Annotated in this window: 9 protein-coding genes; 8 read left to right on the plus strand and 1 reads right to left on the minus strand. The window is 54.9% G+C overall.

All coding sequences use genetic code 11. The annotated features are described in order from the left end of the window. Positions 1-347: 347 nt before the first annotated feature. Genes Q31a_RS18015 through Q31a_RS18025 form a run of 4 tightly spaced genes read left to right on the plus strand, consistent with a single transcriptional unit; the run spans position 348 to position 8,403 of the window. Positions 348-4,406, plus strand: a complete 4,059-nt coding sequence (locus Q31a_RS18015) for a PVC-type heme-binding CxxCH protein (RefSeq protein ID WP_145080903.1) — start codon at positions 348-350, stop codon at positions 4,404-4,406. Positions 4,407-4,408: 2 nt separating this feature from the next. Beyond that, a complete protein-coding gene (locus Q31a_RS30280) occupies positions 4,409-4,573 on the plus strand; it encodes a hypothetical protein (protein WP_197355379.1) in 165 nt (54 codons plus the stop codon). A 23-nt stretch (positions 4,574-4,596) separates the two neighbouring features. Beyond that, complete coding sequence (locus tag Q31a_RS18020; RefSeq protein WP_145080906.1) at positions 4,597-7,167, plus strand: sodium:solute symporter family transporter; 2,571 nt, start codon at positions 4,597-4,599, stop codon at positions 7,165-7,167. Between the two features lie 57 nt (positions 7,168-7,224). Next, the gene (locus Q31a_RS18025) at positions 7,225-8,403 is read left to right on the plus strand and encodes an AGE family epimerase/isomerase (RefSeq protein ID WP_145080909.1); all 1,179 of its coding nucleotides are present in this window, start codon (positions 7,225-7,227) and stop codon (positions 8,401-8,403) included. Between the two features lie 35 nt (positions 8,404-8,438). Here the strand turns inward: Q31a_RS18025 and thiD are convergent, their stop codons facing one another. Beyond that, positions 8,439-9,263 (minus strand): bifunctional hydroxymethylpyrimidine kinase/phosphomethylpyrimidine kinase, encoded by an 825-nt coding sequence (thiD, locus tag Q31a_RS18030; protein ID WP_197355380.1) that lies wholly within the window; start codon positions 9,261-9,263, stop codon positions 8,439-8,441. A 234-nt stretch (positions 9,264-9,497) separates the two neighbouring features. Between thiD and Q31a_RS18035 the strand changes: the two genes are divergently transcribed. The 4 genes from Q31a_RS18035 to Q31a_RS18050 all read left to right on the plus strand — a co-directional run bounded on the left by Q31a_RS18035 (position 9,498) and on the right by Q31a_RS18050 (position 16,539). Beyond that, positions 9,498-10,121 (plus strand): TetR/AcrR family transcriptional regulator, encoded by a 624-nt coding sequence (locus Q31a_RS18035; protein WP_145080915.1) that lies wholly within the window; start codon positions 9,498-9,500, stop codon positions 10,119-10,121. An 11-nt stretch (positions 10,122-10,132) separates the two neighbouring features. Continuing rightward, positions 10,133-11,875 (plus strand): efflux RND transporter periplasmic adaptor subunit, encoded by a 1,743-nt coding sequence (locus tag Q31a_RS18040; protein ID WP_197355381.1) that lies wholly within the window; start codon positions 10,133-10,135, stop codon positions 11,873-11,875. A 62-nt stretch (positions 11,876-11,937) separates the two neighbouring features. Then, a complete protein-coding gene (locus Q31a_RS18045) occupies positions 11,938-15,240 on the plus strand; it encodes an efflux RND transporter permease subunit (RefSeq protein ID WP_145080921.1) in 3,303 nt (1,100 codons plus the stop codon). 789 nt (positions 15,241-16,029) lie between these two features. After that, the gene (locus Q31a_RS18050) at positions 16,030-16,539 is read left to right on the plus strand and encodes a hypothetical protein (RefSeq protein ID WP_145080924.1); all 510 of its coding nucleotides are present in this window, start codon (positions 16,030-16,032) and stop codon (positions 16,537-16,539) included. Positions 16,540-16,700 lie beyond the last annotated feature (161 nt).

Raw genomic sequence — 16,700 nt, forward strand, 5'->3', positions numbered from 1 at the left:
TGTAGCCTATCACGAGTCGTACGTTGCAAGCACTGCAGTCTTCCACTCCAGTCTTTTTCCACAGCGCGCAAGTGCCGCTGCGCGCAAGCAACCGCCCGTGGGCTCAGGCAGCCCCAATCTTCATGGAGCCCTTGGAGAATGGAGCCCTTGAAAAAACTCGCCCGATACCCTGTGCGGAGATTTACTACATGCCACCCCATCAACACTCACAGCTCACTAACACATGGACCGCGCGGCTCCCCAATAGTGTGCCAAGTAGAATTGCAGTTTGTGATCGACTAGACTTACGGTGCGTATACGTTTTCAGATGTTGAACGATTGATTTCTTAAGTAATGTGAGTTTCTAGATGAAGTGGCGGTCCTCGACCTTTTTACTAGTGTTCTTGGCACTATTCGCGCCCATTCGGCTCAGCGCTGCTGAATTGGATAAGCGGGACGAACCCTTGCCGGTAACCGTAGCTGCGGAGAGCATGTCACCTCCCGATGGGTTTCAGGTCTCGCTGTTTGCGGGTGAGCCGGATGTCGTGCAGCCCATTGCCATGACTTTCGATCGTCGAGGTCGAATGTGGGTGGTTGAGTGCCTGTCGTATCCCCAGTGGACCGACGATGGCACTGGCCATGATCGTGTGACAATTCTTGAGGACACCGATGGCGATGGTCGCCACGATAAACGAACCGTGTTTCTAGACGATGGCGCAAATCTTACCGGTATCGAGCTGGGCCATGGCGGAGTTTGGCTAACCTCAACTCCCAATCTGATTTTCGTTCCCGACCACGACGGCGACGACCGCCCCGACGGCCCTCCAGAAGTTTTGCTGGACGGATGGGATTTAACCGCGCGGCATAATGTATCCAACGGCCTAATATGGGGCCCCGATGGTTGGCTGTACGGTTGCAACGGCATCCTTTCCAATTCGCGCGTTGGACCGCCCGGCACTCCTGACGATCAACGCACGCTGTTGAACTGCGGCGTGTGGCGTTATCACCCGACTCGCAAAGTCTTTGACGTGGTGGCTAGTGGTTCCACCAATCCCTGGGGCCTGGATTTCGATGATTATGGTCAAGCATTCATTACCAACTGCGTGATCAAACACATTTTTCATGTTGTCCCAGGAGCTCATTATGAGCGAATGTTTGGACAAGACTTGAACCCCTATGCCTACACCCTCCTTCCTAGTTGCGCGGATCATATCCATTGGGGAGGCGGACACTGGACCGAGTCGCGATCTGGGGCTGCACACGATGATGCCGGTGGTGGGCATGCACACTCAGGATGCGCTATTTACCTTGGCGACAACTTTCCCGCCGAGTATCGCAACAACGTCTTCATGGCCAATATTCACGGCAGCCGCCTGAACCGCGACTCGCTTACACGCTCCGGCGCCGGCTACGTGGCGCAACATGAGACGGACTTCCTGCATGCCAACGACCCTTGGTTTCGCGGGATTGCCGTAAAGTGTGGGCCAGATGGCGCACTTTACGTTACCGATTGGACAGATACCGGAGAGTGCCACAACTACGAAGTAGCGGACAAAACCAATGGCCGCATCTACCGCATCACGCATGGCGCCGACGTTCGCCTACCGTCAGACTTGAATCGCGCCTCTGACTCGGAGTTGGTGGACCTTCAGGCATCCCTCAATGAGTGGCAGGTCCGCCAAGCCCGCCGCCTGCTCAGCGAGCGCGCCTCCACCCCCGAAAAGTCCATGGCGATTCTAAAACTGCTCGACGCAATGGCTCCGCAAAATGACCGTGAAGCACTCCGCCAACTGTGGGCACGCTATGCGGTCGGCGGTATCGCGGCTATCCAATCTGCGGGTGCTTTTGAGCCATCCGCCCCCGAATGGGTTCGATTCTGGGCGATCCAACTCGCTGCAGATGTACCAGGCAGTTGGACTCCAGAACTTCTCCTTGCACTGGAGTCTCAATACGACCATTCGACATCGCTCATTCGGCGAGGGCTGGCTTCCACCTGCCAATATCGAATTCGCAGTGGGAATTTTGAAGAAGCTCGAGGAATCCTTCAGCGGTTAGTCACCAATACCGAAGACGCGCAAGACCCGTTGCTCCAAGCCCTGAACTGGTATGCACTGGAACCCTTGGTAGCGGAGCATCCCGACTTAGTCCTTGAGTGGCTTCCCGATGTCACAATGCCGCTAGTGCGGACTCTAATCGCACGGCGAATGGTGGGAACCGATCAAGGATTCGATCGGCTCTCAGCGCTCTGGCGAAGCGAGGACGACGCAGACTGGTATTACGACACCTTGCAGGGAGTCCTAACGGCATTCGCCGGCGTAGAGTCGCTTCCGATGCCCGAGGAGTGGGGGGATACCTACGCTCGATTGCAGGCCCATACCAATCCGGAAGTACAGCACGCGGGAAAGATGCTGGGAACCCTGTTTGGGGACAGCTCGATTTTGGAAGGCTTTCGCGCCACGCTCTCCGATCCCACTCAAGAAACCGCGCAGCGTCTGACCGCTCTAGACGTTCTGTTGACCCGCAAAGCCCCGCAGATGGAGTCTACGCTTCGCGGCCTCCTGGACGACCCTAAGCTTAGGCCTGCAGTTATCCGCGGCCTGCTGTCGGTCGGTGGTGATACCGTCCCTCCGTTGCTGTTGAAGCATTATGCGAGCGTCAGTCCATCCGAACAGCAGGAAATCATTCAAGGCCTGACAACTCGTCTAAGTTTTGCCGAACATTTATTAGCTGCAATCGAACAAAGCGTCGTTCCGCGACATGACGTATCCGCGCTGATCATCCGGCAGCTACAAGCACTCAAGGATTCGCAGATCACACACAGGTTGAGCGAGGTCTGGGGAGAGGTGCGACCGGTTTCCGAATCGAAGCTCGCAGTAATCGAAGCCTACCGTCAAGAATTTACTACCGCAGCGTTGGCCCAAGCGGACTTGGCCGTCGGACGCGAAGTGTTCCTCAAGTCGTGCGCGGCCTGCCATCGGCTGTTTGACGAAGGGGGAACCATTGGTCCTGACTTAACAGGCTCCCAACGCGCCAACTTGGACTACTTGCTAGACAACATCCTCGATCCCAGCGCCATAGTTCCGACCAACTATCGCGTCACCATGCTGCTGCTCAACGACGGCCGTATCCTGCAAGGAGTCATCACGGAGGAGGACCAGCTGCAAATTACATTGCAAACAGCTACCGAAACGATCTTGGTCCCACACAAAAATCTAGAGGAGCGTCGAGCATCCCAATTATCGATGATGCCCGAACGGATACTAGAGTATCTCCCGGAGCAAGAGCGGCGTGATTTGATCGCGTATTTACAATCGCCAGTTGGAACGCAACCCGCCGCAGAAAGCGAAGCAGCCAATGATCGGGCCGACTCCGTTGAGCAATGGCATCTGCTCGATCCAGCTTGGGACAGCGAAGTCATCCACGGCGAAAGTGTAACGCTGCTTCAAGGAGCACCTGGTGGCCCGCTGGTCGGTCGTCTCGCCTATCCCGTCGCTGAACTGATTGAAGTGCGAACATCCAATCGAACGCACACTTACAATCCGCGAACGGACTTCCAAGTAGACGCGGCGACAGGGAGAATTACGTTTCCCTCGGATTTCGATGTACCATTCATCACGACAGAATCGAAATATCCTGCCATCAACTCCCCCAACAGCTACAAACACCGCGTGGGACATCCAGAACAAGCCCTGCTGTACGGGCCAGGGCGATGGTTCCATGACCACCAAATCGAAGTGACCTATCGCCCTCTCCGCAACTCGTCGCAAAGCAAGCGTTTTGCCGAATCGGGTGATCTGCTACCACGCACCCTCGAACGACTCAAGAGTGGAAAGCCATTGGTGATTGGAGTCAGTGGTGACAGTATCAGCGCCGGAGGTGACGCGTCGGGATTGAACGACGTTGCTCCCCATCAGCCAGCCTTTCCCGAATTGGTACAAAGACAACTGGAATCGAGTTACGACAGCGAAATCACCATGAAGAATCGCGCCGTCGGAGGCTGGAGCATCGCCAACGGCCTTACCGATCTCGACGCGTTGCTTGCAGAAAAGCCGGATCTGATCATCTTCGCATATGGTATGAATGATGTAGGGCGACGCGATCCCGCGTGGTTCCGTGAGCGAACTGAAGAGTTTTTATCAAGGGTAAAGACGGCAGACCCGACCATCGAAATTATTATGGTGACTCCCATGTTAGGGAATATCGAGTGGATACACACACCTCGTGAAATGTTCTTCAAGTACCGAGATGTACAGGCAAATTTCGTTGGACCAGGCGTTGCCTTTGCGGACTTGACCGCAGTTTGGGAAGAATTGCTACATCGCAAGAACGATCTCGATCTGACAGGCAACGGTCTGAACCATCCCAATGATTTTGGGCACCGTCTGTATGCCCAGACCATTTTGCAGTTATTAATTGAGCATCCCTAGTAATGCTCATTAAGCAACCCACGGATCTCAAGCTGCCTGCCGCCAAGCAGGGGAGACTCGTCGAGACTCGAATCAACGTCCGCGAGACACGGCGCAACGCACGAGGCGTGGTTGCGCCGCTGTTCTCCGCTGACAAGTTGGTTATCGATCACTGCATTGAACTTTGACACAGTCCTTCACAAGGCTCCGCATGAGAAACGTGAACCTTTTCGCAAGCGTAGTCCTGTGCGCGTTGTGCTGTCCCGTAGCCACTAGAGCTGAAGACCTTCTTGCCTGGAAATCTCTCCCTCCATTGCCTGACGCGCTGGGGGTCGCCGGCCCCTTTGTCGGTGTGCACGGTGATGCCTTGGTCGTTGCTGGTGGTGCAAACTTCCCCAAACCAGTTTGGGAAAACGACAAGGTCTGGCACGATAAAATCTATGTGCTGACTCAGGAGGCAGGCGAGGATGTATGGCACGATGCTGGACGTCTGTCTCGGGCCGTCGCTTACGGGACCTCCGTCTCCACGCCCGACGGGATTGTCTGTATCGGCGGTAACGATGCGGAGCAGGTATTCGACCAAGTTTTCATAATGAGTTGGGATCAACAGGAACGCTCGATTCAAACCACCCCATTGCCGTCGCTACCCCGTCCCTGCGCACATGGTGCGGCCACCCTCATTGGCAATGTCGTTTACGTTGCGGGAGGGCAAAGCGGAGCCTCACTCACCTCAGCAATGAGCAATTTCTGGTCACTCGATCTATCACTGCGGGGCACCCCACAAGCTTTCGTCTGGCAGGAGTTGCCCGCGTGTCCAGGACCTCCGCGGGCCCTCAATCTAACCGTCCACCAACACAACGGATTCAATGAATGCGTGTATGTCATCAGTGGACGCAACGAACGCGTGCCAGAACAATTTGAATTCCTGCGAGATGTGTGGGAGTTCAATCCAAGTACACGCTCGTGGCGGCAGAGAAGCGATGTGCCGCGGTGCGTAATGGCAGGTACCGGAATCGACGTGGGGCAAAGTCATATTTTTGTGCTCAGTGGTGCCACCGAGGAACTCTTTTCGCAAACCGATGCACTGCGCGATTCTCATCCTGGATTTATCAAACAGTCTCTTGCCTATCATACAATTACCGACACCTGGATCGAAGCGGGACCAACACCAGCAAACCAAGTGACGACCCAAGCGGTGCGTTGGGGCGATCGAATCGTTCTGCCGACCGGCGAGGTGCGGCCTCGCGTTCGGTCTGCCGAAGTGTTTGAAATTAGCACCTCCCAGCCGCAACGAAGTTTCGGAGCAGTCAACTACTTGGTCCTATTTGCCTACTTGCTCTCGATGGTTGGAGTGGGCGTCTATTTCTCCCGCTACAACAACAGCACCGACGACTTCTTTCGAGGAGGAAAACGCATTCCCTGGTGGGCTGCGGGTTGCAGCATTTTTGCAACCATGCTCAGCTCGCTAACCTTTACCGGCATTCCTTCGAAAGCGTTTGCACAAGACTGGGTCTACGCCGTTGGAAATTTCACGATTCCCATCGTAGCGATTGCTGCCGTCTACGTGGCAATGCCCTTTTTCCGGAGAATCGACGCGACGAGTGCCTATGAGTATCTCGAGAAGCGTTTTAGCATGCCGGTGCGTTTGTTTGGCAGTGCGAGTTTCACGCTGTTTCACATCTTCCGCATGGCCGTAGTCATGTCACTCACTGGCCTCGCCTTGGCCGTAGCAACTCCCCTCACGCCGTCGCAATCGGTCCTATTGATGGGAGTGTTGAGTATCATCTACTGCACTTTGGGCGGTATCGAAGCAGTCATTTGGACAGACACGATCCAGACCGTCGTGTTGTTCGGAGGTGCGACACTAGCCATCGCCTTGCTCATCGCCGGGACGGACGGGGGCGTAGGGGGTTTCTTGTCCACCGCATCCGAGGCAGACAAGTTTACGATCGCCAATCTGCATCTCAGCCCAACGAGCGCCCAAATTGCTCTGTGGGTGATTATCGTGGGCGCAATTGGCCAGAACTTATCCTCTTACTCAGCAGACCAAGCGGTTGTGCAGCGTTATATGACCACGGCAAGCGAATCTCTTGCGGCCCGAGCAATTTGGACCAACGCAGTGCTGACCATTCCAGCCACGTTGCTGTTTTTTGGTATCGGAACCGCTCTCTTCGCATACTACCACTCGCACCCAGAGAGACTCGATCCCAACATCACCACCGACCAAGTCTTCCCCCTATTCATTGCGCGAGAGATGCCGACGGGATTAGCTGGCCTGATCGTCGCGGCTGTCTTTGCCGCAGCGCAGTCGACGGTTTCGACCAGCATGAATTCAACCGCGACGACCCTAGTGACCGACTTTCTACGACCTCTAAACTTTTGCCATTCGGAGAAACGATATTTGAGCGTGGCGCGTGGCTTGACGCTCTTCATGGGAGTGCTGGGAACGACTCTCGGATTGTTCTTTGTGGACCCCAGCATCAAATCGCTGTTCGATACTTTTGTGATTGTAATCGGCCTGTTTATGGGAGTACTTGGAGGGCTTTTCATCTTGGGAGGCCTTACGCGGAGGGCCAACGCGACCGGTGCGATGGTCGGGGCCGGAGTCGGCGCCTTGGTAATGTTCTGCCTCTGGTATTTCACTCCGCTAAATGGGTACCTCTACACCGCTTGTGGCATGACCTCTTGCTTTATAAGTGGTTACATAGCCAGCTGCTTGACGGGAGCGTCGGACAAAGACTTAGCGGGGCTCACGGTCTACACGATCCAACCCCACACGTAGACGAACGACGCCCTTTACGGCCCGCCCCTTACCTCACAACTAGACATTTCAAGACTCATGGATCAAGCGCGTATCGCAGACCTACGGCGGACCTACCGCGATGGCCTTTTAGAGGACACACTTCCGTTTTGGATTGAACACTGTGTCGACCGTGAGTTCGGCGGATTCATGATGTCGCTCGATCGCGATGGCAGCGTGATCGACACCGACAAAGGAGTTTGGCAGCAAGCCCGATTCACGTGGCTCTTGGGGGAACTCTACAACAACGTAGAACGTCGCGGCGAGTGGCTTGAGCTGGCGATGCATGGGGCCAGCTTTCTTGACAACCACTGCTTTGATCCCACCGATGGGCGGATGTGGTTTCATGTGACGCGTCAGGGGGAGCCGATTCGAAAGCGCAGGTACGCTTTTTCCGAATGCTTCGCTGCCATCGCCTACGGCGAACTTTACCAGGCCACCGGAAATTCTGAATTCGCAGACAAAGCCACCAACGCTTTTGAACGCTTTGTCCAACACAATCTCGCCCCTCAGGGAGTCCAGCCTAAATTCACCGATGTGCGTCCCACGAAATCACTCGGCTTCCCGATGATGACCATTGTCACCGCTCAAGAGCTGCGTGGTGCCATCGACTTCCCCCAGGCTAACGAATGGATTGAACGAAGTATCCAGACCATCGAACGCGATTTTCTCAAACCGGATCTTCAATGTGTGATGGAAACGGTAGGGCAGGGCGGGCAGATCCTCGATCACTTCGACGGTCGACTCTTGAATCCAGGCCATGCGATTGAAGGAGCTTGGTTCATTATGCATGAGGGGCACCTCCGTGGCCGACGTGATTGGGTGTCGCTTGGCTGCCAGATGCTCGACTGGAGCTGGCACAGAGGCTGGGATGCGGAGTATGGCGGCATCCTCTATTTTGTGGACATGCGGGGCTTGCCAGTGCAAGAATATTGGCATGACATGAAGTTTTGGTGGCCGCAGAACGAAGCAATTATCGCGACGCTGCTGGCCTACCACTTAACGGGAGAGGCGAAGTATGCCCACTGGCACCAGCTGGCGCATGACTGGGCCTACCAGCACTTTCCTGATCCAGAAAAAGGAGAGTGGTACGGCTATCTTCACCGCGATGGCCGCCTGAGTTCACGACTGAAGGGCAATCTCTGGAAAGGGCCCTTTCACATGCCCCGCATGCAACTGAACTGCTGGAAAATACTCGATCAAATGCAGCTGCGCTAGCAGGGGACTCTGCAAAAAATCCTTCAGGTATGGAATTAAAGCCAAGGGGCTGCCCCCTTCATCACGCGAGTCTCCGCTGGATGAATCCCCTGGCCCAACGCCGTATTCCCCAAGATGGCTTCATAGGTGCGATCAATTCCGAACCGTACCGCTGTTTCGACTTCCGTTTCTCCCAACGCAAATTTTGCGCAAATGGCTGCCGAGAGGATGCACCCCGTTCCATGCGTATTCGGTGCAGCCAACCTTGGCTGTGAAATTTTTCGTAGCTCCTGCTGCGAGTCGAGCCGCTGTGGGGAGCTCAGGATGTGCAAGGACTGTCCGTCGAGTTCACCAAACTTCATCAACACATATCCGGGGCAGAAGCGATGCAATTCTTTTAAGGCATGGAGAATCGATAGCTCATCGGTCAACTCAACGCCGGTGATTCTTTCCACCTCGAAGCGGTTGGGGGTGACCAACGTTGCTTTGGGTAGCAACTGTTCCTTGTACGCCTCAATAACGTCTTCGCTAGCGAGGAGATGCCCATGCTTGCTGACGATGACCGGGTCAACGACGAGAGGTCCCGCGTAGCCCTCCAGCTGCCGCGCAAGCTCTGTGACCACGAGTGCATTGCCCAGCGCACCGGTCTTGATCGCCAGCGGTGGAATGTCGCTCAAAACGCACTGCAGCTGCGCAGACATCAGCTCCGGAGAAAGCACTTCGACCTGCAGTACTCCCTGCGTATTCTGAACCGTCACCAGTGTTACGACCGACATCCCGTAGACTCCCAGCTGCTGGAACGTCTTGAGGTCAGCCTGCAAGCCAGCCCCTCCACTGGGGTCGGATCCTGCAATCGTCAAGGCGGTAGAGGTGCTGGACATTCCAATTCTCGTCGCTGGTGAAAAGGGGAGCTGAGTCGGCGAGCCCATACTACTCACCCCTCGCCCGCTGCAACACCCCTGCACAATATCCGCTCAGGTGGGTGGTGCTCCAGCACTGCGTCCCTCCGAGCTTGAAAAAGCGCTCCGAAACGCCTTGCCAGCAACTGTACTGTACCGTACAGTTCACCCATGCGGTAATTTGGATGTTGGGTGAGTAGCCCTAAGGAGTCTCGATTGAATAAGCCGGAAGGAACCAGTATGCGGCTCACCGATCGCAAGCGCGCGGCCATTATCGCAGCCGCGATCGGTGCTTTTGCAGAACACGGGTTCGACAATACGAGCATGGACCAGATCGCCCAGGGTGCTGGCGCTTCCAAAACGACGGTCTACAACCATTTTCCGACTAAGGACGATTTGTTCACCGCCATCATTCAACAAATGATTACGCAGGCGGATGTTTCGCTTGAGTATCCGTACGATGCGTCCATTCCGCTTGAACAGCAACTTAGCCATATTGCCAAGACGATCACCTCTGCGGTGAGTGCTCCTGAATTTCAGAGCCTCGCTCGCATCGTCTTCTCGCGAATCATAGCGGCCCCGCAGTATGGCGGACTCTTAGCGGAACAAACCGACCTGCTTGATGCCAAGGTAGTAGCTTGGTTACGGGCGGCCCATCGCGACGGCCAGATAAGTGTTCCTCAACCGGAATTAGCCGCTGAACAGTTCATTGGAACCTTAGTTTCCTATGCACTATGGCTCCCCTTAATGAACTTTACCAAGAAGATGCACACGACCTCTCAGGAGGCATTCCTCAACGAAGTCGTGACGCGATTCCTCAAAGCCTACGCACCCAAGTGAAGCTACCTAATATGACGAACCAACCTTCCGCTGGGATGACTCTAGCTCTCTGCGTTGCGTTGTCCACTTTAACCGCCTGTCAGCCTGAGGCGAGGGAATTGGCCCCGAAGGCCCCGCGGCCTGTAACCACGCTGAGATTGGAGAAGGGCATTCCGGAATCGAGCAATTATGCGACGGCCAATGTCAGTTCTTGGAAGACCGAAAATCTGGGATTCGAAGTGAGTGGTCGACTGCAGTGGGTTATTGAGCCCAGCAAAAATATCAAGGGGACGGTTTCGACACCCGAGGGAGAGGTTTTGCAACTCGGTACACCGTTAGCGCAGATCGACCCCGCTCGCTACTTGATCGCAGTCGACTCTGCCCTGGCAGATTTAGAGGTTGCCAAGCTCAAGGAAGAGAGCATCAGAATACGGCTCGAAGAATCGCTACCGGTTGAGATCGAATCTGCCACGGCAAATCTGGAATTAGCCCGCACTGAGCTGGAACGCATGGATCTGCTGGTGCAACAAAACTCGATTTCTCGGTCGGAGTTTGACCAAGCTGAGAACTTGTTGCAAATCCGCGATGCTGATTTGAAAGCACTGTTGGCCAACTCTAAACAAGCGAAAGCGGAACTCCTTGCCGCTGCTTCCGAGATAGGGCGGGCCGAGCAAGTTCTCAAAGATACGCAAAGAGATTTAGCCAACACAACATTGTATGGTTCCTACAACGGCCAGGTGGCCAAGGTCATGGTGGTGCCAGGTAGTGTCGTTACCGCGGGTTCACCCGTTCTAACACTGCAAATGACCAACCCCATTAAGGCTGAGATTGAATTGTCCGTCGATCAGTCGCGAGCCTTGCGGCGACAACGCTCCTTACCAGTCTCGTTTACGTTGCCCGACGGTTGCGAACGGCATGAGAATGCATTGGTGTACAACATTGAATCGAGTGCCGACTCGGCTACGCGGACATTCACGATGACCCTGTTGATGATGAATGAACCGTTTCGAGATGCGCTACCCGGCATCGAAGACGACCGTCACGTGGCGCGTGCTCAGGACATTTGGCCAATTCAACTGAACAAATTGATTGGTGCCGATGAAGACCTGTTGTTGATCGAAGAAACCTCCATTCTGCGAGATGATCAAGGGGCTTATTTTTACATCGCGGAAAATGCGAGACTGCGAGACGTATTGCCTAAGGTCTTCCACGTCCGCAAGGTGCGCATCCTCGAAAATGATCTTCGCATTCCGTTCCTCGGCAACTGGATTTTCCGCTCGGTCACGCTGAAAAACAGCTCCACCAGCCAAGACGAATCCCTGCCCCACGCGACTCACTCCGAATCTCTGCCGTCGGCGGCAAAAGCTCCGGCAGAGGTCACTCCGACATCCATGTACGTTGGAAAAATCGAAACGAATGGAACGTCCCCCGAAGCCTGGACAGGCGATCGAGTCATTCTGGAATCAGGAATTCAGTGGATGTTGCGTCCTGGAGATTTGCTCACGGCCAATCTCTCCCCCAATGATGTACCACTGGGATTCTACGTCCCCATCGAAGCAATTTACGAAGAGTCGGAGAGTGCCTATATCTTCATAGCGGACGACCTCAAGGCACGCCAGTTGCAAGTCGAATTGGTGCCGGCAAAGAATCTCGATGCGGGTGAGATGATCCAAATCGTTTCACCGGAATTGTCTAGTGGGATGCAGATCATTGTAGGAGGTGTCCACTTTCTTCAGGATGGGCAACCGATCCGCGTGGTTCACGAATCAAATTAAGCACCATCTCTTCAGTATTCTCCCTCTCCTCTCGTCCTCAGCAAATTAAGCAGTTGCAACGCATGTCACTACCTGCCTGGGCGGTCAAGTACCAGCCAATTGTCATTTCGCTCGTATTGCTAGCGATGGCATGGGGGACCGTAACTTACCTCACCATGCCTCGCCGAGAGGACCCTGAGTTCACGATCCGCGTGTGCGTAATCACCACGGCTTGGCCAGGTGCCAGTGCGGAGACTGTCGAAGAACTGATCACGGACAAAATCGAGCAGAGCGTTACTAGCATCGAAGAAGTCCACTTGACTCGCTCAACGACATTGACGGGGCAGTCGACCGTGTTTGTGGAGCTAGAGGACAACATCCCTCCCGCTGATATTCAAAACGTCTGGGACAAAGTTCGCGCTCGAGTGGACTTGGTTCCCATGCCAGACGAAGATGTGCGGCCAATTGTCAATGACGAGTTCGGAGACACGGCCGTCCTCGTGTTAGCGATCCACCAGATACCAACTCATGGACGCACGACGGTTAGACCGAGTGATACCTATTCAGCGCGTGAGCTAGAGATTTGCGCAGAAGACATCCAGGATGCACTCCGCCTGCTTCCCGGTGTCGCCAAGGTGGATATGTTTGGTGCCCGGCAAGAAGCGGTTTACATTGAGACCGACTTCGGCAACTGGGCTCAACTCAATTTCACAACCCAGCAGCTCGATGACTTGGCGCGCCAACGCAATGCCATCGAGGCAGGTGGTGCTTTGGACACTCCCTCGGGACACTTCACCATCGAGGCAGGAGACGAGTTCAATGCGGTTACCGAAATCAAGCATATTGCCAGTACTGTTAAAACCGCCAACGACACCAATAGCCTTCCGTTGTCCAGTCTCGGATTAACAGTCACCCGGGATCTGGAGGATCCTCCCAGCTACATTTGCCGCATGGGCGACGCCAGTCTGTCTCAACCGGCTGTAATGTTGGGACTTACCATGAAGTCTGGGTCGAACATTGTCGATGTGTGCGAAACGGCAAAACGGCGTATACAGCAGCTAATCGACGTCGACCAACGCCTGCCTCCCGACGTTGCAGTCACTGCGATTTCCGATCAATCGGAGAGTGTTGCCAAAAAAATCAACGACGTCGTAATCAACGTTTTTGAAGCGGTGTTGATCGTTGTCATCGTCGTCTACTTGGTCGTTGGATTTCGTGCATCGTTTGTCATGGCTGCCAATATTCCGTTGGTGGTAGTCATCGCCATCGGTTTGATCTCCCTGTTTGGCGTGCAACTAGAACAAATCTCCTTGGCTGCCCTCATTATCTCATTGGGCTTACTGGTCGATAATGCGGTGCAAGTTTGCGATCAGACTCGAACCAATCAGATAGCAGGCATGGCCCCCTTCGCAGCTGCAATCGATGGTGCCAATACGCTGGCGATTCCCATGCTGGTTGGTACACTTACAACCATGGCAGCCTTCATTCCCATGCTGTTTTCTTTGGAGGGCGGTGGCAAGGAATATGTCTATAGCTTACCTGTTACCGTCTCGACGACACTGGCGTTGAGCTGGCTGTTGGCGATGACTCTGTGTGTCATCCTGGCTGGGATCTTCATTCGCGCTCCTCGAGCAGGCGAATCAGGCTCCCCAGTCATCGCCCTGCTCAAGCGCATGCGATCCCTATTCCGCCGCAAGTCCGCCCAACAGTCGCCACCGCGTCAGGCCAATCTCGCATTCTGGCTATACGAGATTTTGGGAGGAATCGCAATTCGTGCCAAATGGGCAACCGCCTTCGCCACGCTCGCTTTGATGGTAGGGATCATGTGCCTGCCAGTAAGTTCAGAGTTTTTTCCCGATGCGGCGGGAACGCAGTTCGCCGTGAAAATCATTTTGCCGGAAACGGCCACCATTAAGCAAACGGATCAAGTGGCTCTCCAGGTCGAAGCTATTATCCGCCAGCTAAGCGATGAGGGGGCCCCAACGACTCCTCGCCTGCGTACCATGCGCACCATGGTTGGAGGTGGTGGCTCGCGTTGGCACTTGGGATGGAATCCCGAGCCCAAGACGCGTTCCTTCGCCGAGATATTAGTTCGTACAACGCCAGACACCAACACGAAACAATATGCCCAGCGGATACGAGAAGTCTGCGAACGCGGTGCGAAGGAGCTAGGTATTGAGCCCATCGTCGGAGCCCGCGTTGTCCCAGTTCGCCTCGCACTTGGCCCCCCCGCAGATCCGCTCGTGTTCCGTATCGCCGGAAACGGCTTTGCCGACCCACAAGTTTTGAAAAGAGCTGCAGAAGATTTGAAGGGGATAGTGATGCAGCAGCCTGAAACGTGGGATGTCAGCGACTCTTGGGGCGTGAGTGGACTCCAAGTACGGATTGACGTCGATCAAAATCGAGCGGTGTTGGCGGGTGTTACCAATTCACAAGTCGCCAGCACTCTTAATTCATTCTACTCGGGCCTGCAGCTGACAACCTTTCGGGAGGGAGACCACAATGTCCCTGTCTACTTCCGCTTAAAAAGCGCGGCGAGACTCTCCATTCGTGGCCTGCAATCAGCCTATGTAGAGGGAGACAACGGCAAGATCCCGCTAGCCTCTATCGCAGAGCTCTCGCCGGAATTCGTACTCGCCAAAATCGAGCGCCGCAACATGAACCGCACCATCGAAGTGCGTTCTCAGATGGAACCAGGTGTCACGGGTAACGACGTCGTTGCTCGCGTGCTAAAGTCAGATGCGTTACGGGAGCTGGAATCCAAATTGCCAAACGGATATTGGATTGAACCAGGTGGTGCCTTTGAAGAGAGCCGCGAAGCCGGTGGACAAATGATGAAGTCCTTTGGAATCTCTTTGCTCTTGATTGTCCTCTGCCTGATCTTCCAATACAACGGATGGTCCAAGCCGCTACTCATCCTGTCCACCTTGCCGCTGGCACTCGTTGGAGCTTGGTTGGGCCTCTACCTATCGGATAAATCCTTAGGATTTATGCCACAGCTAGGGATCCTCGCACTCTTTGGAATCGTGCTGAATACTGCGATCATCTTTATCGAGTTTGCCGATATCGTCATCGCCCAACGCGTGGCGAGTAAGAAGCAGGCCGGCACTGCCAGAGGGCCGATTGTGGGCCTTACTCACACCGAGTTTCAGGAGTGTTTGCTAGAGGCTGGTAAACAACGCATGCTCCCCATTTTTCTAACCACGGCAACCACCGTGGGTGGCCTCATTCCACTCGCACTCAGCGGTGGGCCCCTGTGGGAGGGATTGGCGTACTGCATGATTGTCGGTCTGCTGCTAACCACGGTGCTCACCCTATTCGTAGTGCCCGTGCTGTACGCGATCCTGGTTGAGACCTTCGGAGTCAAGCCCATTCGAGTGGCATAGTTGGCGGGGCTCAGGCGTTGCTCTTGACCCAACGCACTGCTATGCCAATAATCCGATTGGCCGTCCGATTGTCTATCCAGCTAAATCCCGTGCTCTTCCGCATCCTCCAGTTCCTAAACTTAGTTGCATTCACGGCACACGTGGTTTTCGGGTGCTGCGGTCATCATGTACACGCAGGACTGGATGATTGCAAAACCCATCATTCCGCAACGCGAGCGACCAGCCACCATTGTTGCCCACTTGAGTCGGATGACGAATTGGGCTCCGACACGTCCTACGACGGTGCCCACCCCCCAAGTCCCTGGGGAGACTCGCATGTTTTCTCCAGTTGTGGTTCGTCGCTAGATCCCTCAGCCTGCCCCAGTGGCTTACCGCATGATTGCCACGAAGCTCGATGCGCCTACATGCCGAGCAGCCTAGCGACGACCGATTGGGAGAAGAAGTTGCCTCAAGCGTTGGCTAGCCCTGCAATTAGGGTTTACGCGGTTCACGCCTTCCGCAGCCAGCACTACATGAATTCGGACGCTTGGCCTGCGCGGTCAAGCACGTCCAGCGTGCGCTGCATCCTTCTTCAATCTTGGCAGATTTGAGCGAGCTTCTTCGTTACGCCTAACCGCCCCAGTCGGTGGCTCACGGCCAGTGTATTTCAGTGCGTTGCCGCGCGTTGACTGTTCAGTGCAACCCGACATCCCATGGCTTGTACACAGCGATGCCTGCGTTTCGTCACGCACCTTGCGAGGCTCGCACATGCCTCATTTAAATCAACTTTAGTACACTTTGGAGATAACCATGCGCAATTATTTGCTCCCCCTCGCCCTTTGCGGATCGCTGCTGCTTACGCTTGGCTGCGGAGGCGATGCGGCAACGACCGCCAGCGCCCCGCCGGCCACTGATGATACGGCAGTCGCAGACGCACATGACCATCCCACGGAAGGCCCACACCATGGCACACTTGTGGAACTTGGCAGTGATGAATATCACGTCGAAGTCATCCACGACGCAACGTCGGTCACTGCCTATATCCTAGACCATAGCGCCAAGAAAGCGGTACCAATCGCTGCCAAGGAAGTAACAATCAACTTAGTGCACAATGGTACACCTGAGCAATTCAAGTTGATTGCAAGTCCTGAAGCGACCGATCCAAGTGGGCAATCCTCTCGGTTTGTTCTTGCGGATGCCGAGCTGGTGGAACACTTAGATGACGAAGCCTCTTCGCCCAAACTGAGTGTGACTATCGAAGGGACGCCCTTCACCGGTAAGATTGAACTTTCCCACGATCACAGTGGTCATGCTCACTAGAGACCGATGCTCTGGGAGGTATTGCCGCGTTAGGAACCAGCGAGCTGACGCGTTCTATCCGAAGCAATCGGCTTGAGTGTTTCACCGAACGAGGCGGCAGGCCAACCAACGAGTTCATCCGGAATTTCACTCTGCGGAAGTACCAGCAGGCTGCCAACTTT

The sequence above is a fragment of the Aureliella helgolandensis genome, from assembly GCF_007752135.1.
Lineage (GTDB): Bacteria > Planctomycetota > Planctomycetia > Pirellulales > Pirellulaceae > Aureliella > Aureliella helgolandensis.

Coding starts and splice junctions, on each gene's coding strand:
- Q31a_RS18015 (WP_145080903.1), top strand. CDS start 348: ATGAAGTGGCGGTCCTCGACCTTTTTACTAGTGTTCTTGGCACTATTC.
- Q31a_RS30280 (WP_197355379.1), top strand. CDS start 4,409: ATGCTCATTAAGCAACCCACGGATCTCAAGCTGCCTGCCGCCAAGCAG.
- Q31a_RS18020 (WP_145080906.1), top strand. CDS start 4,597: ATGAGAAACGTGAACCTTTTCGCAAGCGTAGTCCTGTGCGCGTTGTGC.
- Q31a_RS18025 (WP_145080909.1), top strand. CDS start 7,225: ATGGATCAAGCGCGTATCGCAGACCTACGGCGGACCTACCGCGATGGC.
- thiD (WP_197355380.1), bottom strand. CDS start 9,263: ATGTCCAGCACCTCTACCGCCTTGACGATTGCAGGATCCGACCCCAGT.
- Q31a_RS18040 (WP_197355381.1), top strand. CDS start 10,133: ATGACGAACCAACCTTCCGCTGGGATGACTCTAGCTCTCTGCGTTGCG.
- Q31a_RS18045 (WP_145080921.1), top strand. CDS start 11,938: ATGTCACTACCTGCCTGGGCGGTCAAGTACCAGCCAATTGTCATTTCG.
- Q31a_RS18050 (WP_145080924.1), top strand. CDS start 16,030: ATGCGCAATTATTTGCTCCCCCTCGCCCTTTGCGGATCGCTGCTGCTT.